The organism is Fibrobacter sp. UBA4309 (assembly GCF_002395745.1).
Classification (GTDB): Bacteria; Fibrobacterota; Fibrobacteria; order Fibrobacterales; family Fibrobacteraceae; genus Fibrobacter.
On the sequence record NZ_DGUN01000071.1, the window covers coordinates 22,162 to 41,873 of the forward strand.

At 53.6% G+C, this 19,712-nt stretch carries 17 protein-coding genes; 10 read left to right on the forward strand and 7 right to left on the reverse strand.

The window, feature by feature from the left end; translation table 11 throughout:
• Positions 1–124 precede the first annotated feature (124 nt).
• The gene (locus B3M32_RS09960; protein ID WP_290746176.1) at positions 125–742 is read right to left on the reverse strand and encodes an NYN domain-containing protein; all 618 of its coding nucleotides are present in this window, start codon (positions 740–742) and stop codon (positions 125–127) included.
• An 84-nt stretch (positions 743–826) separates the two neighbouring features.
• On the reverse strand, positions 827–1,762 hold the full coding sequence (locus B3M32_RS09965; RefSeq protein WP_290746179.1) for a tetratricopeptide repeat protein: 936 nt from the start codon (positions 1,760–1,762) through the stop codon (positions 827–829).
• A gap of 277 nt (positions 1,763–2,039) precedes the next feature.
• Here B3M32_RS09965 and B3M32_RS09970 point away from each other — a divergent pair, with 277 nt between their 5' ends.
• Positions 2,040–2,303 (forward strand): hypothetical protein, encoded by a 264-nt coding sequence (locus B3M32_RS09970; protein WP_290746182.1) that lies wholly within the window; start codon positions 2,040–2,042, stop codon positions 2,301–2,303.
• Here B3M32_RS09970 and B3M32_RS09975 read toward each other — a convergent pair whose 3' ends face one another.
• The 4 genes from B3M32_RS09975 to cysK form a co-directional block, all read right to left on the reverse strand.
• Positions 2,304–4,145: a penicillin-binding protein activator gene (locus B3M32_RS09975; protein WP_290746185.1), complete on the reverse strand. Its 1,842-nt coding sequence runs from the start codon at positions 4,143–4,145 to the stop codon at positions 2,304–2,306.
• A 9-nt stretch (positions 4,146–4,154) separates the two neighbouring features.
• The gene (locus B3M32_RS09980; protein ID WP_290746188.1) at positions 4,155–4,469 is read right to left on the reverse strand and encodes a nucleotidyltransferase domain-containing protein; all 315 of its coding nucleotides are present in this window, start codon (positions 4,467–4,469) and stop codon (positions 4,155–4,157) included.
• 51 nt (positions 4,470–4,520) lie between these two features.
• Positions 4,521–6,659, reverse strand: coding sequence for an HD-GYP domain-containing protein (locus tag B3M32_RS09985; protein ID WP_290746191.1), 2,139 nt, complete (start codon positions 6,657–6,659; stop codon positions 4,521–4,523).
• A gap of 206 nt (positions 6,660–6,865) precedes the next feature.
• Entirely contained in the window at positions 6,866–7,792 is a 927-nt protein-coding gene (gene cysK / locus B3M32_RS09990; protein ID WP_290746194.1) for a cysteine synthase A, read from the reverse strand.
• Between the two features lie 383 nt (positions 7,793–8,175).
• On the opposite strand from cysK, the gene B3M32_RS09995 reads away from it, so the two are divergent.
• From B3M32_RS09995 to B3M32_RS10030, 8 genes are all read left to right on the forward strand, one after another.
• Entirely contained in the window at positions 8,176–9,003 is an 828-nt protein-coding gene (locus B3M32_RS09995) for a tRNA threonylcarbamoyladenosine dehydratase (RefSeq protein ID WP_290746197.1), read from the forward strand.
• Between the two features lie 124 nt (positions 9,004–9,127).
• Positions 9,128–10,354, forward strand: coding sequence for an O-acetylhomoserine aminocarboxypropyltransferase/cysteine synthase family protein (locus B3M32_RS10000; RefSeq protein WP_290746200.1), 1,227 nt, complete (start codon positions 9,128–9,130; stop codon positions 10,352–10,354).
• Between the two features lie 17 nt (positions 10,355–10,371).
• Positions 10,372–11,232, forward strand: coding sequence for a 4Fe-4S binding protein (locus B3M32_RS10005; RefSeq protein ID WP_290746203.1), 861 nt, complete (start codon positions 10,372–10,374; stop codon positions 11,230–11,232).
• 23 nt (positions 11,233–11,255) lie between these two features.
• The gene (locus tag B3M32_RS10010) at positions 11,256–12,995 is read left to right on the forward strand and encodes an adenylyl-sulfate reductase subunit alpha (protein WP_290746206.1); all 1,740 of its coding nucleotides are present in this window, start codon (positions 11,256–11,258) and stop codon (positions 12,993–12,995) included.
• Positions 12,979–13,293, forward strand: coding sequence for a 4Fe-4S dicluster domain-containing protein (locus tag B3M32_RS10015; protein ID WP_290746209.1), 315 nt, complete (start codon positions 12,979–12,981; stop codon positions 13,291–13,293). Before B3M32_RS10010 ends, B3M32_RS10015 begins: the two co-directional genes overlap by 17 nt.
• Positions 13,294–13,314: 21 nt before the next feature.
• Positions 13,315–14,214 carry a sulfate adenylyltransferase subunit CysD gene (gene cysD / locus B3M32_RS10020; protein WP_290746212.1) on the forward strand — a complete coding sequence of 300 codons (900 nt, stop codon included), beginning with the start codon at positions 13,315–13,317 and terminating at the stop codon, positions 14,212–14,214.
• On the forward strand, positions 14,214–15,899 hold the full coding sequence (locus B3M32_RS10025; protein ID WP_290746215.1) for a sulfate adenylyltransferase subunit 1: 1,686 nt from the start codon (positions 14,214–14,216) through the stop codon (positions 15,897–15,899). The genes cysD and B3M32_RS10025 overlap by 1 nt, the downstream gene beginning before the upstream one ends.
• A 225-nt stretch (positions 15,900–16,124) precedes the next feature.
• A complete protein-coding gene (locus B3M32_RS10030; RefSeq protein ID WP_290746218.1) occupies positions 16,125–17,249 on the forward strand; it encodes a hypothetical protein in 1,125 nt (374 codons plus the stop codon).
• A 52-nt stretch (positions 17,250–17,301) separates the two neighbouring features.
• On the opposite strand, the gene bioB is transcribed toward B3M32_RS10030, so the two are convergent.
• Entirely contained in the window at positions 17,302–18,252 is a 951-nt protein-coding gene (gene bioB, locus B3M32_RS10035; RefSeq protein WP_290746221.1) for a biotin synthase BioB, read from the reverse strand.
• A gap of 243 nt (positions 18,253–18,495) precedes the next feature.
• Between bioB and B3M32_RS10040 the strand changes: the two genes are divergently transcribed.
• Complete coding sequence (locus tag B3M32_RS10040; RefSeq protein ID WP_290746224.1) at positions 18,496–19,545, forward strand: sulfate ABC transporter substrate-binding protein; 1,050 nt, start codon at positions 18,496–18,498, stop codon at positions 19,543–19,545.
• The last annotated feature ends 167 nt before the right edge of the window (positions 19,546–19,712 follow it).

Consider the following 19,712-nt stretch of genomic DNA (forward strand, 5'->3'; position numbering starts at 1 on the left):
TGGCACTCGCTCTCGCAATCACGCCTCGTTAATACGAGGCGTTTGTTGCTCACGGAGACCGCTCGTGCTAGAATCCCTATAACATTTCTTATAAAGAAAAGCCCCGTTTGACGGGGCTCTTTTTTTATCGGAGGAACAGCCCTACACGGCCGTCGGACACGGGCGGGTACTTGTTTGCGACCTGCTCCATGGCCACATAGTAGTCGCACGATTCGCGGAGTCCGGAATCCGTCTTCCAGCTGACCCAGCGGTCCGCTTTCGGATAAGTGAAGTTCCAGCCCAGCACCAGCGTACGCACCCCTACCGTCCGCAGCCTCTCCGGGAAAAGCGAGTACTGCCCCTGCGTGCTGAAAAGCACCGCGACATCCATACGGTCGAAAGAAGCGAACGTCAGCGCATCCTCTATCAGCGACATGTTTGGGGTATAGCGGTCCTTGCCGTAGCTCTCGGCATAGTGCACGTTGAACCCCACATGGTGCAGCTCGCGTTCCAGGCCCTTCAGCCCGTAGTCGGTGCACAGGTCGCGGGGTTTCTTGTACGGGTGGTAATAATGGCATTCCAGGGTACAGAAGGAGCTCTTCGGGGAAAACAACCGGAGCGCCTCGTGGCGGGCCCAGCTCCTGAGGCCGCGGAAATCGACACGCGTATGGTAGGGGTGAAAATACCGGTAGTACTCGTTCACTTTCTTGAGCGTAAAGCCGTCGACAAAAAAGGCTATACGCAAGGGCTTCTTTTCGGGCATACATTCTCCTTCTTAAGGGTGTCTATCCCTTAAAACGGATTTTTGTCCGGAATTGTGCCTAAAAAATTTGTTTACAACGCTTTTTTACAGAAGCTTGCGCTTCTTCAAGTCATCCATCAGGGAGCCGGGCATCCACTTTTCCAGGGCCTTGTACGCCGGATCCTGGAGCTTTTCGCGCCACTTCTTTGCCGAAGCCAAGTCCCCGGCGTCGTTATAGATGCGGATGAGGTTCAGCACGGAACACCAGTAGCGGATGGACTTGCCGGTGCGCTTCTGGTAATCCGCGGCGCTCCGCACGTAGATGGCGGCAGCCTCGTCGTAGCGTTTGAGCCTGTAGAGCATGTCCGCCTTTATCTGCAGCATTACCGGGTGGGCGGGAGCCTTCGAGAGCCCGCGTTCAGCAAGCTTGAGTCCCGTCGCGAAATCTTCCTTGTCGTAGTACATCCAAATTAACGGAGTCAAGAAAAGCGGCCAGAAACGGACGGACTTTTTGGAAGCGCTGTCCAGCGTCGCCAGGTATTCGTCGCGGTGATCCGACTTGAACGGGACCCAGCTGAAGCTTTTGTCCACATAGTAGGCGTATATCGCATAGAAAGCGCGCGCATCGCGCTCCTTGGAATCCTCGAACATCTTCGCCGCCGACCGTGTCTGCAAGGCTCCCTTGAAGGAATGACCCTGTTCGCTCTGCACAAATCCCATCTCGAACTTGCGGAGCGCTTCCCAAAGGCCTTCCGCCTCGCACTTATCCAAAGTCTTCCCCGCCTGCGCCAGCGCCACAGTATCGCCCAGGTCGTCGTACATGCTTATGCGCACGATGCTTTCTATGACACATCCTGCAGACTCGTTCGCCGCGCGCAACTTCTTGGAAACAGAAAGAGCCTCGCCGTACTTCAACGACATCGTCTGTTCCGTGACCTTCTTCGAAAGCGCCTCCAGGGAATCCGGCAAGGCAAGCGTCAAGGGCCCGCCAAAAGCCATGGCGGCAAGAACAAATATCGAAAAAGACAGGAATCGCAACATATCAAGGCAAAGATAAAAAAACGCGGTCCGCAAAACATAATCCAAAGTGGAATAAGAGCCCCCTGCCGCAGCCCGCCCCGCCCGGGGTCATTCCGCAGTACCGCAACACATTCATGCTCAACAAGATACGGATCACCCATTTCCACATAATTCGCCGCAAAGCCAGCAAATACAAGCCTTGCGGACGCATCCGTAAATCCGCATATGATTTTTATCACTTGCCGTACGGAGAGGTCAATAAGTATAATAGGGTAAAGGATTCACTCTGGAGGTCGAAATGAAACTTCTCCACAAAACATCCGCAATTCCCTTTTACCTGGTTCACACAGGATTCCAGTCTTTCAAGTGTCGTCTCCGTGAAATTCTCTGCGCCACTAGCGGGCTGACCCTAGAAGACTATGTCGACGACGAGACGCTCGGCGCCTACTACAGGAACGGGGACTCTCCAGAATATATCGCCGCCGCAATCATCGGTCCCGACATGGAAATCGATTCCATGCAAGAACAGGACCGCTGCGACAGCCTTGCCGACGCCAGCTAGCTATTTCTTGCCAGCGTCCTTGGACTTGTCTTCCTTGGCCGACTCGACACTCGGAATCTTGCATCCGTTCATCGTTTCGAACTTGCCCTTCTGCACGGTCACGATTTTCGTGTTGACGTTGGCACCGCGCTTAAACTTGATATCGCCATAGACGCCCTTGAACAAGTCGGCGTTGTTCAGCGCATTTGTCAGGCTCTCGGGCTTCCTTGCCAAGGTAGTGAAAACGATATTGGCCGCATCGAAGCTGAGGCCGCTTACTTTGTCTTCACCCGGTTCAGTACCCCAGCGTTCCTGGAACGCCTTTGCGAACTTTTCGTATTCGGCGCTGTTGCCGTTCATGTCGAGAGCCGGCACGCTAAAGAAGGAACTGTCGACCAGGCGCTTGCCGCGAATCAGGAGTTCGCGGCCGTACCAGCCCGAAGTCCCGAGCAGCACGCCGGAGAAGCGGTTGAACGCCACCTGGCTCACCATGGCACCGGCATCGGCCGGGTTCGTCGCCGGGATAAAGATGCCCGGGATATTGAACGTGGAATCGTTCATGTAGAACTTGCGTTCCTTCGGGCTCACCGCATCGAGGTCACTGGCACCGCGGGCAATGTTCCTGCGGCGGTTATCCTGCTTGAAACGTACGTCGCGCAACAGGTCGAATTCCGTCTTGTAGTCGGGGCGGCCTTCCTCGTAGTTGCGGAAAGCGACAATCTTGCCGCCACGGCGTTCTACGGCACGGGTAAAGCTCGTCGTCATGGCAGAACCGTAATCGCCCAGCGGACTCAAGATGGCGTACTCGCGGATATCCAGGCACTTGGCCGCAAAATCGGCGATGCTCTGCGCGAGGTTATCCATGGTGATGTTCACCTGGAAAATGTTCGGGCCCATCTTGGCGATGCCGTCGTCGGTCGCCGTCGGGGTGAGCATCGGGATGTTCTGGAAGTTACTGCCGAGCCAGGCAGCCACGGTCGCCGCCGGGGCGCTCATGATAGGCCCGATAACGGCAATAATGCTGTCCTGGTTCACCGCCTGCTGCGTGCGCATGAGCGCCTGGGCGGCGTCGGCACGCGTATCGGCAATGCGGACATTCACCTTCTTGGCAAAGCCGGACTGTTCCTGCGCCAAAAGCACGCCCTGGATGGCGGCCACGCCGAACTCGGCAAAGTCACCCGAAAGCGGGGCAAGCACTAGGATCGTCGGCATTCCGGCACCCTGGCCTTCCAGCGACTCGAGTCCCTTCTCGGCAGTCCTGGAGAGGTTCTCGGCCACCTTGCCGTTCACGACCTTCTTGTACCAGTAGCGGGCGGCCTTGTAGCGGCGGGCATTCTGGCTTTCGCGGCCAATCTGCAGCTGCATCCAGCCGACAACGTCCTTGTCCACGGGGTACTTCTCGAGCAGGGCCTGCAACTGGTCGGCGTTCATGAGGCTTGCCGCGAGCGTCTGGATGGCGACTTCCTTGGTACGGCTCTTCGCGGCAGGGTTCTTGGTATAGGCCAAAATGCGGAGCATCGCCTCGACGCCTTCGTAGACGGCGCCGGATTCCACCATCACGATGGCGTGGGCCAGTTCCATGCGTTCACGGTATTCCGAACCCACATGGTATTCCAAAAAGCGGGAAGCCAGCTGCATCGCCTCGTCGCGCTTGTGTTCGCGGAGGTAGCATTCGGTCAGCATCACGGACGCCTGCGCGCCGGCGTGGGTCTTGAACTTCGCCTTGGATACCTTCTGGAGCGGCGCGATGGCGTCGGCGCACCTGCCATCGCGGATTAGCGCCTTGGCCTGGGCGTTATCGTCCTGGGCAAAGAGTGGAGTCATCAGGGAGATTGCAAGGATAAGAGAAAAAAGACGTTTCATAATACTCTATCAGGCTTCGGTTGCGGCCTGGACTACGTCGTGTTCTTTCTTGATTTGTTTCTGGATGGATTCCGGGAGCTTGACCCAGTCGATGACATCCACGCGGAAGGGCAGGCCGCTATCGGCGAAAGCCTTCTCGACAGCCGTCATGTCCTCGACAGAAAGGGGGCTGTCGGTTATCACCACCAGTTCCAGTTCCGTCTCGGGCGTCAAATCCACACCGGTAACACGGGATCCGTACGCCCATACCTCGAGGCCCTCGAAATGGAGCCCCAGTATACGCTGGACCGTTTCCAGTTGTTCAGTCTCTAAACAAAGTGCCATGGTCCGTCAAATATAGTTATTTCCGGAGCCGCATCATGCGACAGGGCGACACTACGCTTCCTGTGCGTCGTCCTTTTGCAGGACTGTGCGGTTCTGGTACATTTCCTTGGATATGTGGCAGAAGGCTTCGACAATCGTGGGGTCGAAATGCTGGCCAGATCCTTCGGTAATGATAGCCATCGCCTTTTCGTAGGGGAAAGGTTTCTTGTATACACGTTCGGCCACAAGCGCATCGAACACGTCGGCAACGGCCATGATTCGCGCCGAAAGCGGAATAGCCTCGCCGCGGATACCGGTCGGATAACCCGTACCGTTCCACTTCTCGTGGTGGAAATGGGCCATCTCGATAGCTTCTTTCAAGTAGTTGTCGTCCATCGTGTGCTTCTCGTTCGCACTCGCCTCGATCTTCGTGAGGATCTTCATTCCTTCGGTCGTATGGCTCTTCATCAGGGCGAACTCTTCGTCGGTCAGCTTGCCCGGCTTGTTCAGGATCAGGTCGGACACGGCAATCTTGCCGATATCGTGAAGCGGAGCGGAACTCTTGAGCTTGGCAATGTATTCGTCATTGAGGATATTGGGGAACTTGCCTTCGCGCTGCAGTTCCTTGGCAATGGCTTCTACGTAGGCTGCAGTCTTCTTGATGTGGTTGCCGGTGCTGTTGTCGCGCGCTTCCACCATTTCGGCGAAGTTGATAATGATTTCGTCTTGCAGCTTGGCGATGCGTTCGGCGGCCAGTTCCAATCGTTGAATGAATTCCAGCGAATCCTTACATGTCTTTGTCAACGCCTTGTAGAGGTACTCGATTTCGTCGAAGGTGTGGATGTTCAGGGAATCCAGTTCCTGGAGGCTGCTCAAGCGGCTCTGTTCCAGGTTGTACGCAAAGTGGATGGATGCCGAAGCCATGCCGTTCACCGGATGCACAATGCCGCGCTTCACCATTTCGAGAACAATGCTCATGATGATAATCGAAAGGCCGAAGAACATCGAGAGGAGCTTGATAAAGAATTTGGCCTGGTCATAGACGATTTCGCCCATGGCGATGTCCGCAGCGACATACGCGACCGTCTTACCCGAAGAGTTCCTGAGCGGCCTGTATACCGTAAGGAGCCAGCCATACTGGTCGTCGCTGATGATAGGTTCGATTTCTTCGCCCGCCAAAAGCTTCGGCAGCAGCGGTTCGAACGACGGGTCGAACGGAATAAGGTCACCCGGCCTGCTCGGTTCAGCGCCATCTTCGGTTTCAAGGTCGAACACGACATGGCAACCGTCCTCGAGAATCTTGTAGACATACAGGTACGTCGTCTGCGGGAAACTTTCCTTGATGCTGTAGAGCTTCTTCTCTATGGCGTCGTAGCCTTCCGCCTCGTGCCCATGCGCAATAAAGTCGTCTACCCTGTCGATATCGATGACTACCGCACTGGACTTGGTCACGCCATTCGCGATATCGGTGAACTTGCCGACAGAGACCTGCCTATACAAGATGAACCCGGTAATGCTCGCGAGCGCACCCAGCAGGATTTCGGCCACGATCACCATGACAACCACTTTGCGCAAAAGCGAACGTCTAATGAAATGGTACGAATCCCTCTTTTCGTGCTGATCAATATGCGGATCGAAAAGGAACACGCGGGCAAAGAGATCCTTGACAATAACGGGAATATAACGGTAAGACACCACCGCAGCGGCCACCACGATGGACTTGTCAAAGACGTCGATGATGATATCGGCTATCAGCTGGGAAAAGAACTTCGACAGGCCGAGGTTGTTGTAAATCGCCAGGGAGAACGGGGCCGACACGCCTTCGCCAAAATCATAGCCGAACAGGAAATACGTCAGGACGGAACCGAGGCCGCCACCCAGGAGCGAGAACACCAGGATGGCAATGATGATCTTGGGAAGTGTCTTGAAAAATCCCTTCTGCTGGAAAATTGCGGCGGCCACACCGATAAGGATGCTGATAATGCCATAATAGAGAGTCGTAATGTCGGATATACCGTTAAACGCATTGGAGCAGAAGCCCACGATTACAGCAGGAAGAGTCCCGCCCAGCATCGCCGCCAAAATGGTTCCCACCGAATCCAGGAACACCGGTGCGCCCAACGCGAGTACAATCTTGGAAAATACGATATTTATAAGGAATGCGGCAACAACCAGACCTACCGCAAACAAAAACTTCTGAGCTTTAGACAAATGTGCCCATCTCATAATTTTCCCTCAATTAAAATCCCTCTCTAGGCATCAATCTTAGTAAAAAAAATACATCGGGATTTAGGCGAAGTCACAATTTTTTATAAAAAATTACAGATTATTGTATGTATTACGGCGTTTGCACAAAAAAAATATCCCCCGACGCGCGGGGGATTTAAGCTGTTCGAAATAATCGCTAGGAATTCTACTTACTCTGCAAACAGGGCGGTAGAGAGGTAGCGGTCGCCGGTATCCGGGAGGAGAGCAACGATGGTCTTACCCTTGTTCTCGGGACGCTTCGCGAGTTCTTTCGCGGCCCAGAGGGCTGCACCGGAAGAAATACCCACCAGAACGCCTTCCTTCTTGCCGATTTCGCGGCCAGCTTCGAACGCGGCCTCGTTCTCGACAGCGATGATTTCGTCGTAGACCTTGGTGTTCAGCGTGTCGGGAACGAATCCCGCACCGATACCCTGGATCTTGTGGCTGCCAGCGACGCCCTTGGAGAGCACCGGAGAGCTAGCCGGTTCGACGGCGACGACCTTCACGTTCGGGTTCTGGCTCTTGAGGTATTCGCCCACGCCAGAAACAGTACCGCCCGTACCGACACCGGCCACGAAGATGTCCACCTTGCCGTCAGTATCTTCCCAGATTTCAGGACCGGTCGTAGCCTTGTGGGCGGCCGGGTTCGCGGGGTTCACGAACTGGCCCGGAATGAAGCTGTTCGGGATTTCCTTCGCAAGTTCGTCAGCCTTGGCGATGGCGCCCTTCATGCCCTTCGCGCCTTCGGTGAGAACGAGTTCGGCACCGTAGGCCTTCATCAGCTGGCGGCGCTCGATGCTCATGGTTTCGGGCATCACGATGATGATGCGGTAACCGCGGGCGGCGGCGACGGAAGCAAGACCGATACCGGTATTACCGGAAGTGGGTTCGATGATGACGGCGCCCTTCTTGAGCTTGCCGCTCTTCTCGGCTTCGTCGAGCATCGCCTTCGCGATACGGTCCTTCACGGAACCTGCGGGGTTGAAGTATTCGAGCTTCGCGACGATCTTGGCGCCGAGACCTTCCTCGATGTGAGTGAGCTCGAGAAGCGGGGTGTGACCGATGAGCTGGTCTGCAGAGGTATAGATTTTAGACATTTTGAAATTCCTTTTTTGTTTTGTCATCCCGGCCCTGTGCCGGAATCACTGTTTAAGTTTTTTGGGCTCGAGCCCGTTGTTTATAATTCCTGTCAGTGTTCTCCGTTCAACATCGGACAGTATTCAAGTAAATGTTTTGCACTTAAACCTCCTTAGATTGCGTCCAGACGAACTGTAACAATCAGGTGACGCGGATTAAGATAGAATCATTTTCCTACCATTTCAATAGGAAAAAGAAAAAACCGTGCCATTTTCGCTTACATTTTTCTTACTAATAGTTTTTGACTATAACTAGCATATGGGAAAAGGCTATAAAACGGGCATTTTTCCCGTTATCCGTCGGATTTTTTCCACTTTTCCCTATTTTCTATATTTGAATGGTCATGGGAATCGAAAAAGGCATTTTTAACCGCACCTCGCTCCTGCTCGGGGACGACGTCATGGACAGCATCTTCCAGAAGCGCGTCATCATCTTCGGGCTCGGCGGCGTAGGCAGCTGGTGCGCCGAAAGCCTTGTACGCTCAGGAATCAAGGAAATCGTACTCGTCGATTCCGACCGCGTGTGCGTTACCAACGTGAACCGTCAACTGATGGCCACCACAAAGACCGTCGGCAAAGTCAAGGTCGATGTTCTCAAGGAACGCCTGCTCGAAATCAACCCGCACGCAAACATTGTCGCATTACAGGACATCTACGAAGAAGCGAATACGGACAAGTTCCAGCTGGACACCTTCGATTACATCATCGACGCGATAGACAGCCTCGAAAACAAGATGCAGCTGCTGTGGCATGCCACGCGCACGAAGGCAACCGTTTTCTCTTCGATGGGGGCCGCACTCAAGATGGACCCCACGCGCATCAAGGTCGCCGAATTCTGGAAAGTGGCAGGCTGCCCGCTCGGGCGCGCCTTGCGCGACAAGTTCAAGCGCAAAAAAAAGAATCTCGCCAAGAAGGTGATGTGCGTCTACAGCGACGAACTGCTGACGAACCGCGGCAAGAATTCCTCTTGCGGAACAGCCGCCTGCATGTGCCCCAAAATCCGTAACGAACACAGCGAAGCCGAACTCAAGAACGCCGAACTCATCGGCCACGAATGGTGCAGCAGCAAGGCGCAAATCAACGGGACTATGGCCCACGCCACTGCAATTTTCGGTTTTACGCTCGCCGGCCTCGTGATGCAGGATATCTGGCAGAAGGCGATAGCGAAATAGAAAAATTCCGTAAAAAGGTCTTCTATAATTTTTTTCTATAGAAGGCCATATGTATTAAGTATTGGACGCGGCAAAAAGCGCCTTCTATATTTGGCTTCAACTCAAAAAGTACGGAGAAAGCCAAATGAATTTTAATACCACCCTATTGCACAAGGATTTCGGCAGCGATCGATGTACCGGCTCTACGCTTACGCCCATTTACCAGGTGAGTGCCTTTTCGCAGGATTCAGCAGAAAAACTCGAAGCCGTTTTCAACAACAAGGCTCCTGGTTTTGCTTATACGCGCATCGCGAACCCCACAACCGATTCCTTTGAACGCCGCATCGCATCGCTCGAAAAGGGCATCGGTGCGGTGGCGTGCTCTTCTGGCATGGCCGCGGTGACGCTTTCGCTCCTGAACATTCTGCAGGCGGGCGACGAAGTCATTGCAAGCGCCGGACTTTTTGGCGGAACCATCGACCTTTTCCACGACTTGGAAGCGTTCGGCATCAAGACGCGATTCGTAACCGAAGTGACCGCCGAGAACGTTCGCGCCGAACTGAACGAAAAGACAAAGGCGGTGTTTACCGAACTTATCGGGAACCCGAAACTGAACGTAGTCGACTTAAAGAGCGTCGCGGACGAGGCTCATCGGGGAGGCGTTCCGTTTATTGTCGACAGCACGACAGCGACGCCCTATCTTGTGCATCCGTTTGACTTTGGAGCCGACATCATAATTCATTCGTCTTCCAAGTACATCAACGGAAACGGTTCCGCAATCAGCGGCATCATCATCGACAGCGGAAACTTCAAGTGGGATTACGAACGCTACAAGGGTCTGGAAGAATACAGGCGCTTTGGCAAGTTCGCCTATATTGCCAAACTCCGCAACGGCATCTGGCGTAACGTGGGCTGCTGCGTAGCGCCGCAGACCTCCTTCCTGAATTCCCTCGGGCTCGAAACGCTCGGGCTCCGCATGGAACGCCTGTGCGATAACGCCTTGCAGCTCGCCAAATTTTTGCAGAATTTCGAAGGTATTTCTGTCAACTACCCGGCCCTCGAAAGCAGCCCCTATTACGACCTGGTACAAAAACAGTTGCACGGAAAAGGCGGTGCCATCCTCACGATTGACGCAGGAACCAAGGAAAGGGCCTTCAAGCTGATCAACAATTTGAAGTATGCGACCATCGCCACGAACATCGGCGACTTGCGCACGCTCGTGATTCACCCGGAAAGCACGATCTTTACGCACAGCTCCAAGGAACAGAAGGAACATGCCGGCATTTTCGAAGGCACCATCCGCGTGAGCATCGGAATCGAAGATATCGAAGACCTCAAGGAAGATTTCGAACAGGCAATCAAGGCAATTTAATTACGGAGACACACAACATGGCAACAGATTATTCTACTCTCAAAAAAGGCGGCTGGATGCGCCAAAAGCAAAAGGACAACTTTTCGCTTCGCGTGCGCGTCGTAGGCGGCAACCTTACCGCTACCCAACTTGCAAAAATCGCCGAAGTCGCAGAAAAGTACGGCGAAGGCTATGCCCACCTGACCTCGAGACAGAGCGTCGAAATCCCGTTTATCAAGCTTGAAAACGTAGACGACGTCAAGGCCGCCCTGGCCGAAGGCGGCGTGGAACCGGGTGTTTGCGGGCCTCGTGTGCGCACGATTACGGCATGCCAAGGTTCTGCCGTTTGCCCGAGCGGATGCATTGACACCTACGCGCTCGCCAAGGAACTTGACGACCGCTACTTTGCCCGCGAACTCCCCCACAAGTTCAAATTCGGCGTGACCGGCTGCCAGAACAACTGCCTCAAGGCCGAAGAAAACGACGTGGGCATCAAGGGCGCCATCAAGGTCAAGTGGATCGAAGACAAGTGCATCGGTTGCGGGCTCTGCGCAAAGACCTGCCGCAAGGGCGCCATCAAGGTCGAAAACAAGAAAGTCATTTTCGATGAATCCCAGTGCAATTACTGCGGGCGCTGCTACAAGGCGTGCCCCACCGACGCATGGGACGCCACTCCCGGCTACATCGTTTCTTTCGGCGGACTTTTCGGCAACAACATCAACAAGGGTGAAACCATTATCCCGTTCATTGATGACAAAGAAAAGCTGCTCGACATTTGCGATGCCGCGATTACGTTCTTCGCCGAAAACGCAAAGCCCAGCGAGCGATTCAAGTACACCATCGACCGCATCGGCAAGGATGTTTTCGCACAAAAAATCAAGGACGTTTACAACGCTTAATATCGAGAAGAAAAAGGCGCGCGGTGAAACAGGAAAAAATTAAAACCGATTTGCTGATTATAGGTGGCGGGACAGCCGGCTGTTATGCGGCTATTACGGCAGCGAAAGCAGATGCCGCATCAAATGCCGTAAATAATGCCGCAAATAATGCCGCGGGCCTTAAAATTCTCATCGTCGAAAAGGCGAATATCAAGCGCAGCGGATGCCTTGCCGCTGGCGTGAACGCCTTGAACGCCTACATTACCGAAGGTCGCACGCCCAAGGACTACGTGGAATACGCCAAGAAAGACGCCGACGGAATCGTCCGCGAAGATCTGCTGTATTCCATCTCCGAGAAGTTCAATGAGGTTACCGCACACCTGGAAAAGCTCGGGCTTGTCATCTTGAAGGACAAGGACGGCAAATATGTAACGCGCGGCAACCGCAACATCAAAATCAACGGCGAGAACATCAAGCCGATTCTTGCCGACGCCGTCAAGAAGCTCGACGATGTGACCGTTCTGAACCATGTCAACATCTTCGACTACTCCGTACACGACAATAAAATCGACGGCGCATTCGGATTCGGAATCGAAAACGATACTTTTTATGCAATCGAAGCCAAGGCAGTCATTATCGCGACGGGCGGTGCCGCGGGGCTCTACAAGCCGAACAATCCGGGATTTTCCCGACATAAGATGTGGTATCCGCCGTTCAATACGGGCGCGGGCTACGCCATGGGAATCCGCCACGGCGCCGAGATGACCACGTTCGAGATGCGCTTTATCGCATTGCGTTGCAAGGACACCATCGCCCCGACGGGAACGCTCGCGCAGGGCGTGGGCGCGAAGCAGGTAAATGCGCTTGGAGAAGTTTACGAGACAAAGTACGGTCTTTCGACTTCCGAAAGGGTTTATGGGACTGTCACCGAAAATCTGGAAGGCCGCGGACCGTGCTACTTGAGGACCGAAGGCATTTCTGCCGAACAGGAAGAATCCCTGTTGAAGGCTTACCTGAACATGGCTCCGTCGCAGACGATTCGCTGGATTGAAAACGGCACGCCGTCGAAAGCGAATGTCGAAATTGAAGGTACGGAACCCTACATCGTGGGCGGCCACACCGCAAGCGGTTACTGGGTGGATACCAAGCGCGCCACGACAATCGAAGGACTTTTTGCAGCCGGCGACGTTGCCGGAGGTGCCCCGCAAAAGTACGTGACAGGCGCTCTTGCCGAAGGTGAAATCGCGGCGAAGTCTGCGGTGGAATACATCGGCGCGGCAGGTTTAACCACATCTCGCACATCTATCCCGGAAGCGGAAGTTGAAAACCACATCGCAGAAATCAAGAAATTCCTTGACTCCCGAGGCGACGACGGCGGAGACACTGCCGAGCGCCTTGAAGAAGAAATGCAGGCTGCTATGGACGCTTATGCAGGAGGCATCCAGACAAGCTATCGTTATAGCGAGAATCAGCTAGCGGTTGCACTCGAAAAAATCGAGGGAATCGAGGCCCGCATCAATTCCCTGCATGCCAACGATTTCCAGGAGCTCATGTACATCTACGAGCTCAAGGAACGCCTTACGGTTTGCAAGAGCGTGATTGCGCACCTGGCAGCCCGCCACGAGACCCGTTGGCACAGCTTTGCCGAAAATCTCGACTATCCCGAAAAAGACAACGAAAATTTCCGCAAGTACGTGAATTCGCGCCTCGTAAACGGCGAAATCCAGACATTCACGCGCGAACTCACCGCAGAAGGGCAAAAGAATTATGAGCATCAGCATTGATCAAAGCAAATGCATCGGCTGCGGGAAATGTCACGATGTTTGCCCAGGCACGCTAATCAAGATAAGCGAAAATAAAAAGGCGTTTATCAAGTACCCCAAGGATTGCTGGGGTTGCACCTCGTGCATCAAGGAATGCCCCGTTCACGCCATTCGATTCTTCCTCGGCGAAGACATTGGCGGCAAGGGAAGCAAGGTGCACACCGAAAAAGTAAACGGTCTTGTCCGCTGGATTGTCGAGTTCCCCGACGGGCGCGTAAAATCGATCGACATAGACCCGAAAGAATCTAACAAATACTAGGAATTTCACAGGAGATTTAATATGAGCGAATTATCACACCTCAACGAGCTGGAAGCCGAAGCCATCTACATTATCCGTGAAGTTGCCGCCGAATGCGAAAAGCCGGTGATGCTCTACTCCATCGGCAAGGACAGCTCCGTCATGTTGCATCTGGCCATGAAGGCCTTTTATCCCGAAAAGCCGCCTTTCCCGTTCTTGCACGTGAACACCACCTGGAAATTCAAGGAAATGATCAAGTTCCGCGACGAGACCGCAAAAAAACTCGGTATCGAGATGCTGGAATACATCAACCAGGACGGCGTACAGCAGGGAATCAACCCGTTCGACCATGGTTCGGCCTACACCGACATCATGAAGACGCAGGCGTTAAAGCAGGCGCTGAACAAGTACGGCTTTACCGCAGCCTTTGGCGGCGGCAGGCGCGACGAAGAAAAGTCCCGCGCCAAGGAGAGAATCTTTTCGTTCCGCAACTCCGCACACGCCTGGGATCCCAAGAACCAGCGCCCCGAAATGTGGAAACTTTACAACACCAAGATCAACAAGGGCGAAAGCATCCGCGTGTTCCCGATTTCGAACTGGACCGAGAAAGACATTTGGCAGTACATCAAGCGCGAGAACATCGACATCGTTCCGCTTTACTTTGCTGCAGAACGCCCTGTCGTCGAACGCGACGGCAACCTCATCATGATCGACGACGAACGATTCCCCTTGCGCGAAGGCGAAAAACCGCAGCTAAAGTCGGTGCGTTTCCGCACGCTGGGCTGCTATCCGCTTACGGGCGGCATCGAATCGACCGCCACCACGCTTGACGAAATCATCGACGAAACCTTGAGCGCCGTATCTTCGGAACGCACGTCCCGCGTAATCGACAACGAAGCCGCCGGCAGCATGGAACGCCGCAAGAGGGAGGGATATTTCTAATGAAAGGCTTATTGAAGTTTATTACGTGCGGCTCGGTGGACGACGGAAAATCCACACTCATCGGGCACATCCTTTACGATTCCAAGCTGCTTTACGCCGACCAGGAAAAGGCTCTGGAATTGGACAGCAAGGTCGGCAGCCGCAACGGAAAAATCGACTATTCCCTTTTGCTGGACGGCCTGATGGCCGAACGCGAACAGGGCATCACCATCGACGTCGCTTACCGTTACTTTACGACGGACAAGAGAAGCTTTATCGTGGCCGATACGCCGGGGCACGAAGAATACACCCGCAACATGGCGGTGGGCGCTTCGTTTGCCGACCTCTCGATTATCCTGGTGGATGCTTCGCAGGGCGTTCTGGTGCAGACCCGCAGGCATGCGCGCATTTGCAGCCTCATGGGAATCAACCATTTCGTGTTCGCCGTGAACAAGATGGACCTGGTGAAGTACAGCGAAAGCCGATGCAACGAAATCGGGCAGCAGATTGCAGCGCTTGTCAAGGAACTTTCTTTGCCCGACGTGCAAATCATTCCGCTTTCGGCAACGGAAGGCGACAATGTCACCGTCAAGTCGGCGAATATCCCTTGGTACAAGGGCCCCGCACTTCTCGAATACCTCGAAAACATCGACGTTTCGAACACCACGAATGAACAAGGCTTCTATCTGCCCGTACAGCGCGTGTGCCGCCCCGACAGGACTTTCAGAGGATTCCAGGGACAAATCGAATCGGGCAGCATTCGCATAGGCGATACCATCACGAGCCTTCCGAGTAACGAGAAGGCGTCGGTCAAGAGCATTCTGCGCACCGACAAGAATGTGGAAGAAGCCCACACCGGCGAGCCGGTCACCATCACGCTGGACCGCGAAATAGACGTGTCTAGAGGAAGTGTCCTTGTCAATGGTGCCGACGTCGGCTGCTACAAGAAAATCAAGGCGTCTATCCTGTGGATGGACGACGAGCCGCTCGAAATCGGCAAGGATTACCTTGTAAAACTCGGCACCAAGACGATTCCCGGGACACTCACGAAAATCGATTACGCGATCGACGTGAACACGGGCGCACATCTTGAAACAGAAAGCTTGAGCAAGAACGGAATCGCCGTCACCGAAATCGTATTTGCCGAAGCAATCGTTGCAGACCGCTTTGCGAACCACAAGACGCTCGGCGAACTGATTCTGATTGATCGCGTGACGCATGCGACATCGGCTTGTGGCGTTGTAGAAGAGCTGTTCGAAAAGCAAATCGCCGCAGGCGACAAGGCCGCCTTCGTGCAGGGTGAACGCCATGGCCGCGGAGAAATCTTCGAGGAATTCTTCTACGATACGGCAACGCTCTCGGTCGTAAAGCAGCAACCCATAAGGCAGCATTACACCGTGGGCGACGAAATCCCGACCGTAGGCGAGACCTACCACTACCCGGACGATTTCGATATCATCATCTTGCGCGACAGCATCGCTGTCAAGGTGCGCGGTAAGCGCATCGTGGCAATTTCCCCGGTAGCCGAATACCGCTACGGAAATGTTCCCGTCATCAACGGGCGCGGCTTTGAACTTGCGGTACATTCCGACGAAGAAGTCCGCCAGTTGCTAACCGAATACGATAACGCCAAGGACAGTGCCCGCGAAGCCTTCTTTAAACAGTGGTCCCGCTTCGACACTTACCGGAAAGTCGTAATTCATTAATATTGGCAAGTCGTCCATCATTATCATGCCCGCCTCCAGGCGGGCATTTATTTTTTTGTAATAATTATTTTGTCAGTAATAATAATGACAAATTAATTTGAATTGGCCAATAGTAAAAACCGATAACCCAGCATAAAATTAAAGTATTGGACAATGTGAAAAGTGCCTTCTATATTTGTGCGCACAAAAAAAACAAAGCAACAACCACAACCAAGGAGTTTAAGAATGAACCAGAATTTTGCAAAGCTCGCCGCCGCTGCGGTCATTACGACTTCCCTTTTTACCTCCAACGTTTTCGCCCAGAATACTTCCCCTGTAGCAGAAGCCCCGAAGGCCGAAACTGCCGCGCCCGAAAAACCGAAAGAGGAGCCCGCTTTCAAGCTCACCGGTAACGTGCAGGCGCAGGCCATCAAGGCCGTTTACGACAACGATGCCGACAACACGCTCGACAATTCCTTCTTGCGTGCGAACATTGGCGGAAAGTACAATTCCGACAACTTCGAAGCCGTCATCAACGTGCGTATCTTCAGCCCCGCCTTTGGCAACAAGAATGTCACCGATGTCACGACAGATGACAAAGGCAATGTCAAGGTGACCAAGACCGCACAGGACAAGATCAGCGCCGATACTTACTACGCCAAGTACAAATGGAATCCGGCTTTCGGCGATCTCAGCGTTCAATTCGGTCGTTTCCGTACGGACTGGACGGTTGCAGGCAACTTCGGTACCTATGTTGACGTACATCTCTCCAAGCGCGGCTTCCTCGCCCGCGATTACCAGCATGACGCTATTGGACTGGGATTCGACAAGGGCATTTCTAGCTTTAGCCTATTGCTCGGTACTTACGACAACAAGTTCGATACCGGCTACCTTCGCGCCGAAGAAACGCTTAAACTCGGTGACGCCAAAATAAGTGCGGCCTACCGCGTCAATGCCCTCGACCCGATCCAGCATACCGCCGAAGTCACGCACCGCGTCGCAGGCCGCGCCAGCTACTACTTCGCAAAGAACCTGGGGCTCTATGGCGAAGTCGCCTACATCTCCACGGGTGACGACGAAAATCTGAACGCATCGAATGCCACCAAGCCAGAATATGCACAGGGTACTGACTACCTTCCGTTCTTCGTGGGTGTAGAAATTCCGACGGCAGGTATCTTGAACAGCCTCTATGCAGAACTTGAATATGTCGGCGATCGCGAAGACTTTGCCGAAGACGCCGATGAACTCGCCTGGACGGTGAGCCTCATCAAGAAACTCGGCAAGCACGGCAAGATTCAGCTGAGCGCCTATAGCGAAAACGAAGTCTCCGACGTCGCCATCGCCGCCCGCTTCACCGCAAGCATTCAGTAATCACACCTCCAAAACCTTCCCCTGGCGCACCCGCGCCGGGGGTCTTTTTTTTCTAATGAGAAGCTTCGCTTTCCACTTGCCAGGTGAAGCCAGCCGCCTCGATGGTGCGGAATGTTTCTTCGAGGCTCTGGCCGCCTTCGGTGAGGTAGCCAGACGCGAATATGGAATCGGCCACCTTGAAAAGCGTTTTCTCGTGGCCCTTGAAATACACTTCGCGGCCGGCGGCACAGCGGATATCCGATTTCGGGAGCATTAGGCGCGCCAGGCAAAGCACCTTGATGCAGTATTCGGGCGTGAGTGCCGAAATGTCGCGTTCCGCAAGACGCGTGCCTTCTACCGGCAGCAAGAAGTTGATGGGCACCGAATCGGGATTGATTTCAAGCAGTTCAAAAAGCATGTCCACCACGTCTTCGGGCGTTTCACCCATGCCGATGATGCCGCCGGAGCAAATTTCGAAACCGAGGCCCTTCAGCATTTTCAGGTTGTCGATGCGTTCCTGGTATGTGTGCGTCGTGCAGATGCTCGGGTAAAAACGACGGCTGCTGTTCAGGTTGTGGTTGATTCGGTTAAGGCCAGCTTCCTTAAGAATCAACGCCTGCTTTTCGGTCAGGAACCCGATGGAACAACAGATTTGCGTGTCGTTCTTTTTCATCTTGCGGATGCGTTCAGCGAGCTTTTCGATATCGTCATCCGCAAATCGGATGCCGCTGAGCCCGATACAGTGCCTCGCCAAATGCATTTCGTCGACGAGGTCGTTGTCGCCGTAAAGTTTCTTGTCTTCTACATAGCGGTATTTTTCAATCGGTGCTTTGGAATCGCGGGACTGGGCGCAATAGGCGCAGTTCTGCGTGCAGTTTCCGCTGCGGACATTGGTGAGCAACTGGATGCTTACGTGGTTGCCTTTGTACTTTGTACGCAATTTATATGCTTTTTCAACAAGCACGGGCAAGAGTTCCGTGTCGGTGGTCAGAATATTAAGAGCTTCTTCGCGGGTTAAAGACATTTTAAATCAAATAAAAAAGATGATGCTATAAAATACAAATTGCGGTTTCATGGCTCAATATTCGGTGCTATACTATTTTCTTATACCTGCCGATAGCAAAAGGCTATTTTGTGTTCGATACTTATAAAAAAAACCGATAATACCGCATAAGAATTAAGTATTGGACAATGGCAAAAACGGGTTCTATATTTCGGCACACAAAAAAACAACAAACAAAAAACAATAAACAAGCGAGGTATAAGAATGAATCAGAATTTTGTCAAGTCCGCCATTGCGGCAAGTCTCCTGATTGCGGGAACTATCGGTTTTAGTGCATGTTCTTCTTCTGACGAGCAGAAGAACGAAACTTCTGCCAAGAAGGTTGAAAAGCAGACGCTCACCAACGTGTCTTACGACCCGACCCGCGAACTCTACGCGAACTACAACGAAGTCTTCAAGAAGCACTGGAAAGAAAAGACCGGTGGCGAAGTGGAAATCACGCAGTCTCACGGCGGTTCCGGCAAGCAGGCTCTGGAAGTGGCCAATGGTCTCGAAGCCGACGTGGTGACGCTCGCCCTCGAATTCGACGTGAACGCCGTGCGCGACGCGGGCCTCATCGAAGACGGCTGGGTCAAGGAATTCCCGCTGAACAGTTCCCCGTACACATCCACCATCGTGTTCCTGGTCCGCAAGGGCAACCCGAAGAACCTGAAGGACTGGGGTGACCTCGTGAAGCCGGGCATTGGCATCATCACGCCGAACCCGAAAACTTCCGGTGGCGCGCGCTGGAACTACCTTGCCGCCTGGGCATGGGCCGAGAAGCAGTATAATAACGACGAAGCCAAGGTCAAGGACTTCATCAAGAAACTGTTCCAGAACGTGCTCGTGCTCGCTTCCGGTGCACGCGGCTCTACCACGACCTTTATCGAAAACGGCCAGGGCGACGTGCTTCTCGCATGGGAAAACGAAGCCTTCCTCGCGCTCAAGGACTACCCGAACGACTACGAAATCGTAATCCCGAGCATCAGCATTCTGGCTGAACCTTCCGTTGCCATCGTGGACAAGGTGGTTGACAAGCGCGGTACCCGCGAACTTGCCACCGAGTACCTGAACTACCTCTACAGCGACGAGGGCCAGCACATTGCCGCGAAGAACCATTACCGCCCCTCCAACAAGGCCATTCTCGACCAGTACAAGGAATTCGACCAGAACGTGAACTTGATTTCTATCGAGCACTTCGGCGGTTGGGACAAGGCTCAGGGAACGCACTTCTCCAATGGCGGCATCTTCGACCAGATCTACGAAAAGAAGTAAGCCAGGTTGTCATTCTGGAGCCTCGAAGAGGCGATAGAATCTAGAACCAAATTGTCATAGCGAAAATCCCAGCTCTTCGGAGCGGGGATTTTTTTGCGGATTCTTTTGTTTCTCAAGGCAAAGACCTACTTTTAGTCGGACTGTTTGTGGACGAAATTTTCGTCCGC

Excerpts from the sequence above, each read along its gene's own strand:
- B3M32_RS10015 (WP_290746209.1), top strand. The coding sequence starts at position 12,979 with ATGAGCATCAGCATTGATCAAAGCAAATGCATCGGCTGCGGGAAATGT.
- B3M32_RS09980 (WP_290746188.1), bottom strand. The coding sequence starts at position 4,469 with ATGGCACTTTGTTTAGAGACTGAACAACTGGAAACGGTCCAGCGTATA.
- B3M32_RS09965 (WP_290746179.1), bottom strand. The coding sequence starts at position 1,762 with ATGTTGCGATTCCTGTCTTTTTCGATATTTGTTCTTGCCGCCATGGCT.
- cysK (WP_290746194.1), bottom strand. The coding sequence starts at position 7,792 with ATGTCTAAAATCTATACCTCTGCAGACCAGCTCATCGGTCACACCCCG.
- B3M32_RS10000 (WP_290746200.1), top strand. The coding sequence starts at position 9,128 with ATGAATTTTAATACCACCCTATTGCACAAGGATTTCGGCAGCGATCGA.
- B3M32_RS10025 (WP_290746215.1), top strand. The coding sequence starts at position 14,214 with ATGAAAGGCTTATTGAAGTTTATTACGTGCGGCTCGGTGGACGACGGA.
- bioB (WP_290746221.1), bottom strand. The coding sequence starts at position 18,252 with ATGTCTTTAACCCGCGAAGAAGCTCTTAATATTCTGACCACCGACACG.
- B3M32_RS09970 (WP_290746182.1), top strand. The coding sequence starts at position 2,040 with ATGAAACTTCTCCACAAAACATCCGCAATTCCCTTTTACCTGGTTCAC.
- cysD (WP_290746212.1), top strand. The coding sequence starts at position 13,315 with ATGAGCGAATTATCACACCTCAACGAGCTGGAAGCCGAAGCCATCTAC.
- B3M32_RS09975 (WP_290746185.1), bottom strand. The coding sequence starts at position 4,145 with ATGAAACGTCTTTTTTCTCTTATCCTTGCAATCTCCCTGATGACTCCA.
- B3M32_RS09995 (WP_290746197.1), top strand. The coding sequence starts at position 8,176 with ATGGGAATCGAAAAAGGCATTTTTAACCGCACCTCGCTCCTGCTCGGG.
- B3M32_RS09960 (WP_290746176.1), bottom strand. The coding sequence starts at position 742 with ATGCCCGAAAAGAAGCCCTTGCGTATAGCCTTTTTTGTCGACGGCTTT.
- B3M32_RS10030 (WP_290746218.1), top strand. The coding sequence starts at position 16,125 with ATGAACCAGAATTTTGCAAAGCTCGCCGCCGCTGCGGTCATTACGACT.
- B3M32_RS10040 (WP_290746224.1), top strand. The coding sequence starts at position 18,496 with ATGAATCAGAATTTTGTCAAGTCCGCCATTGCGGCAAGTCTCCTGATT.
- B3M32_RS10005 (WP_290746203.1), top strand. The coding sequence starts at position 10,372 with ATGGCAACAGATTATTCTACTCTCAAAAAAGGCGGCTGGATGCGCCAA.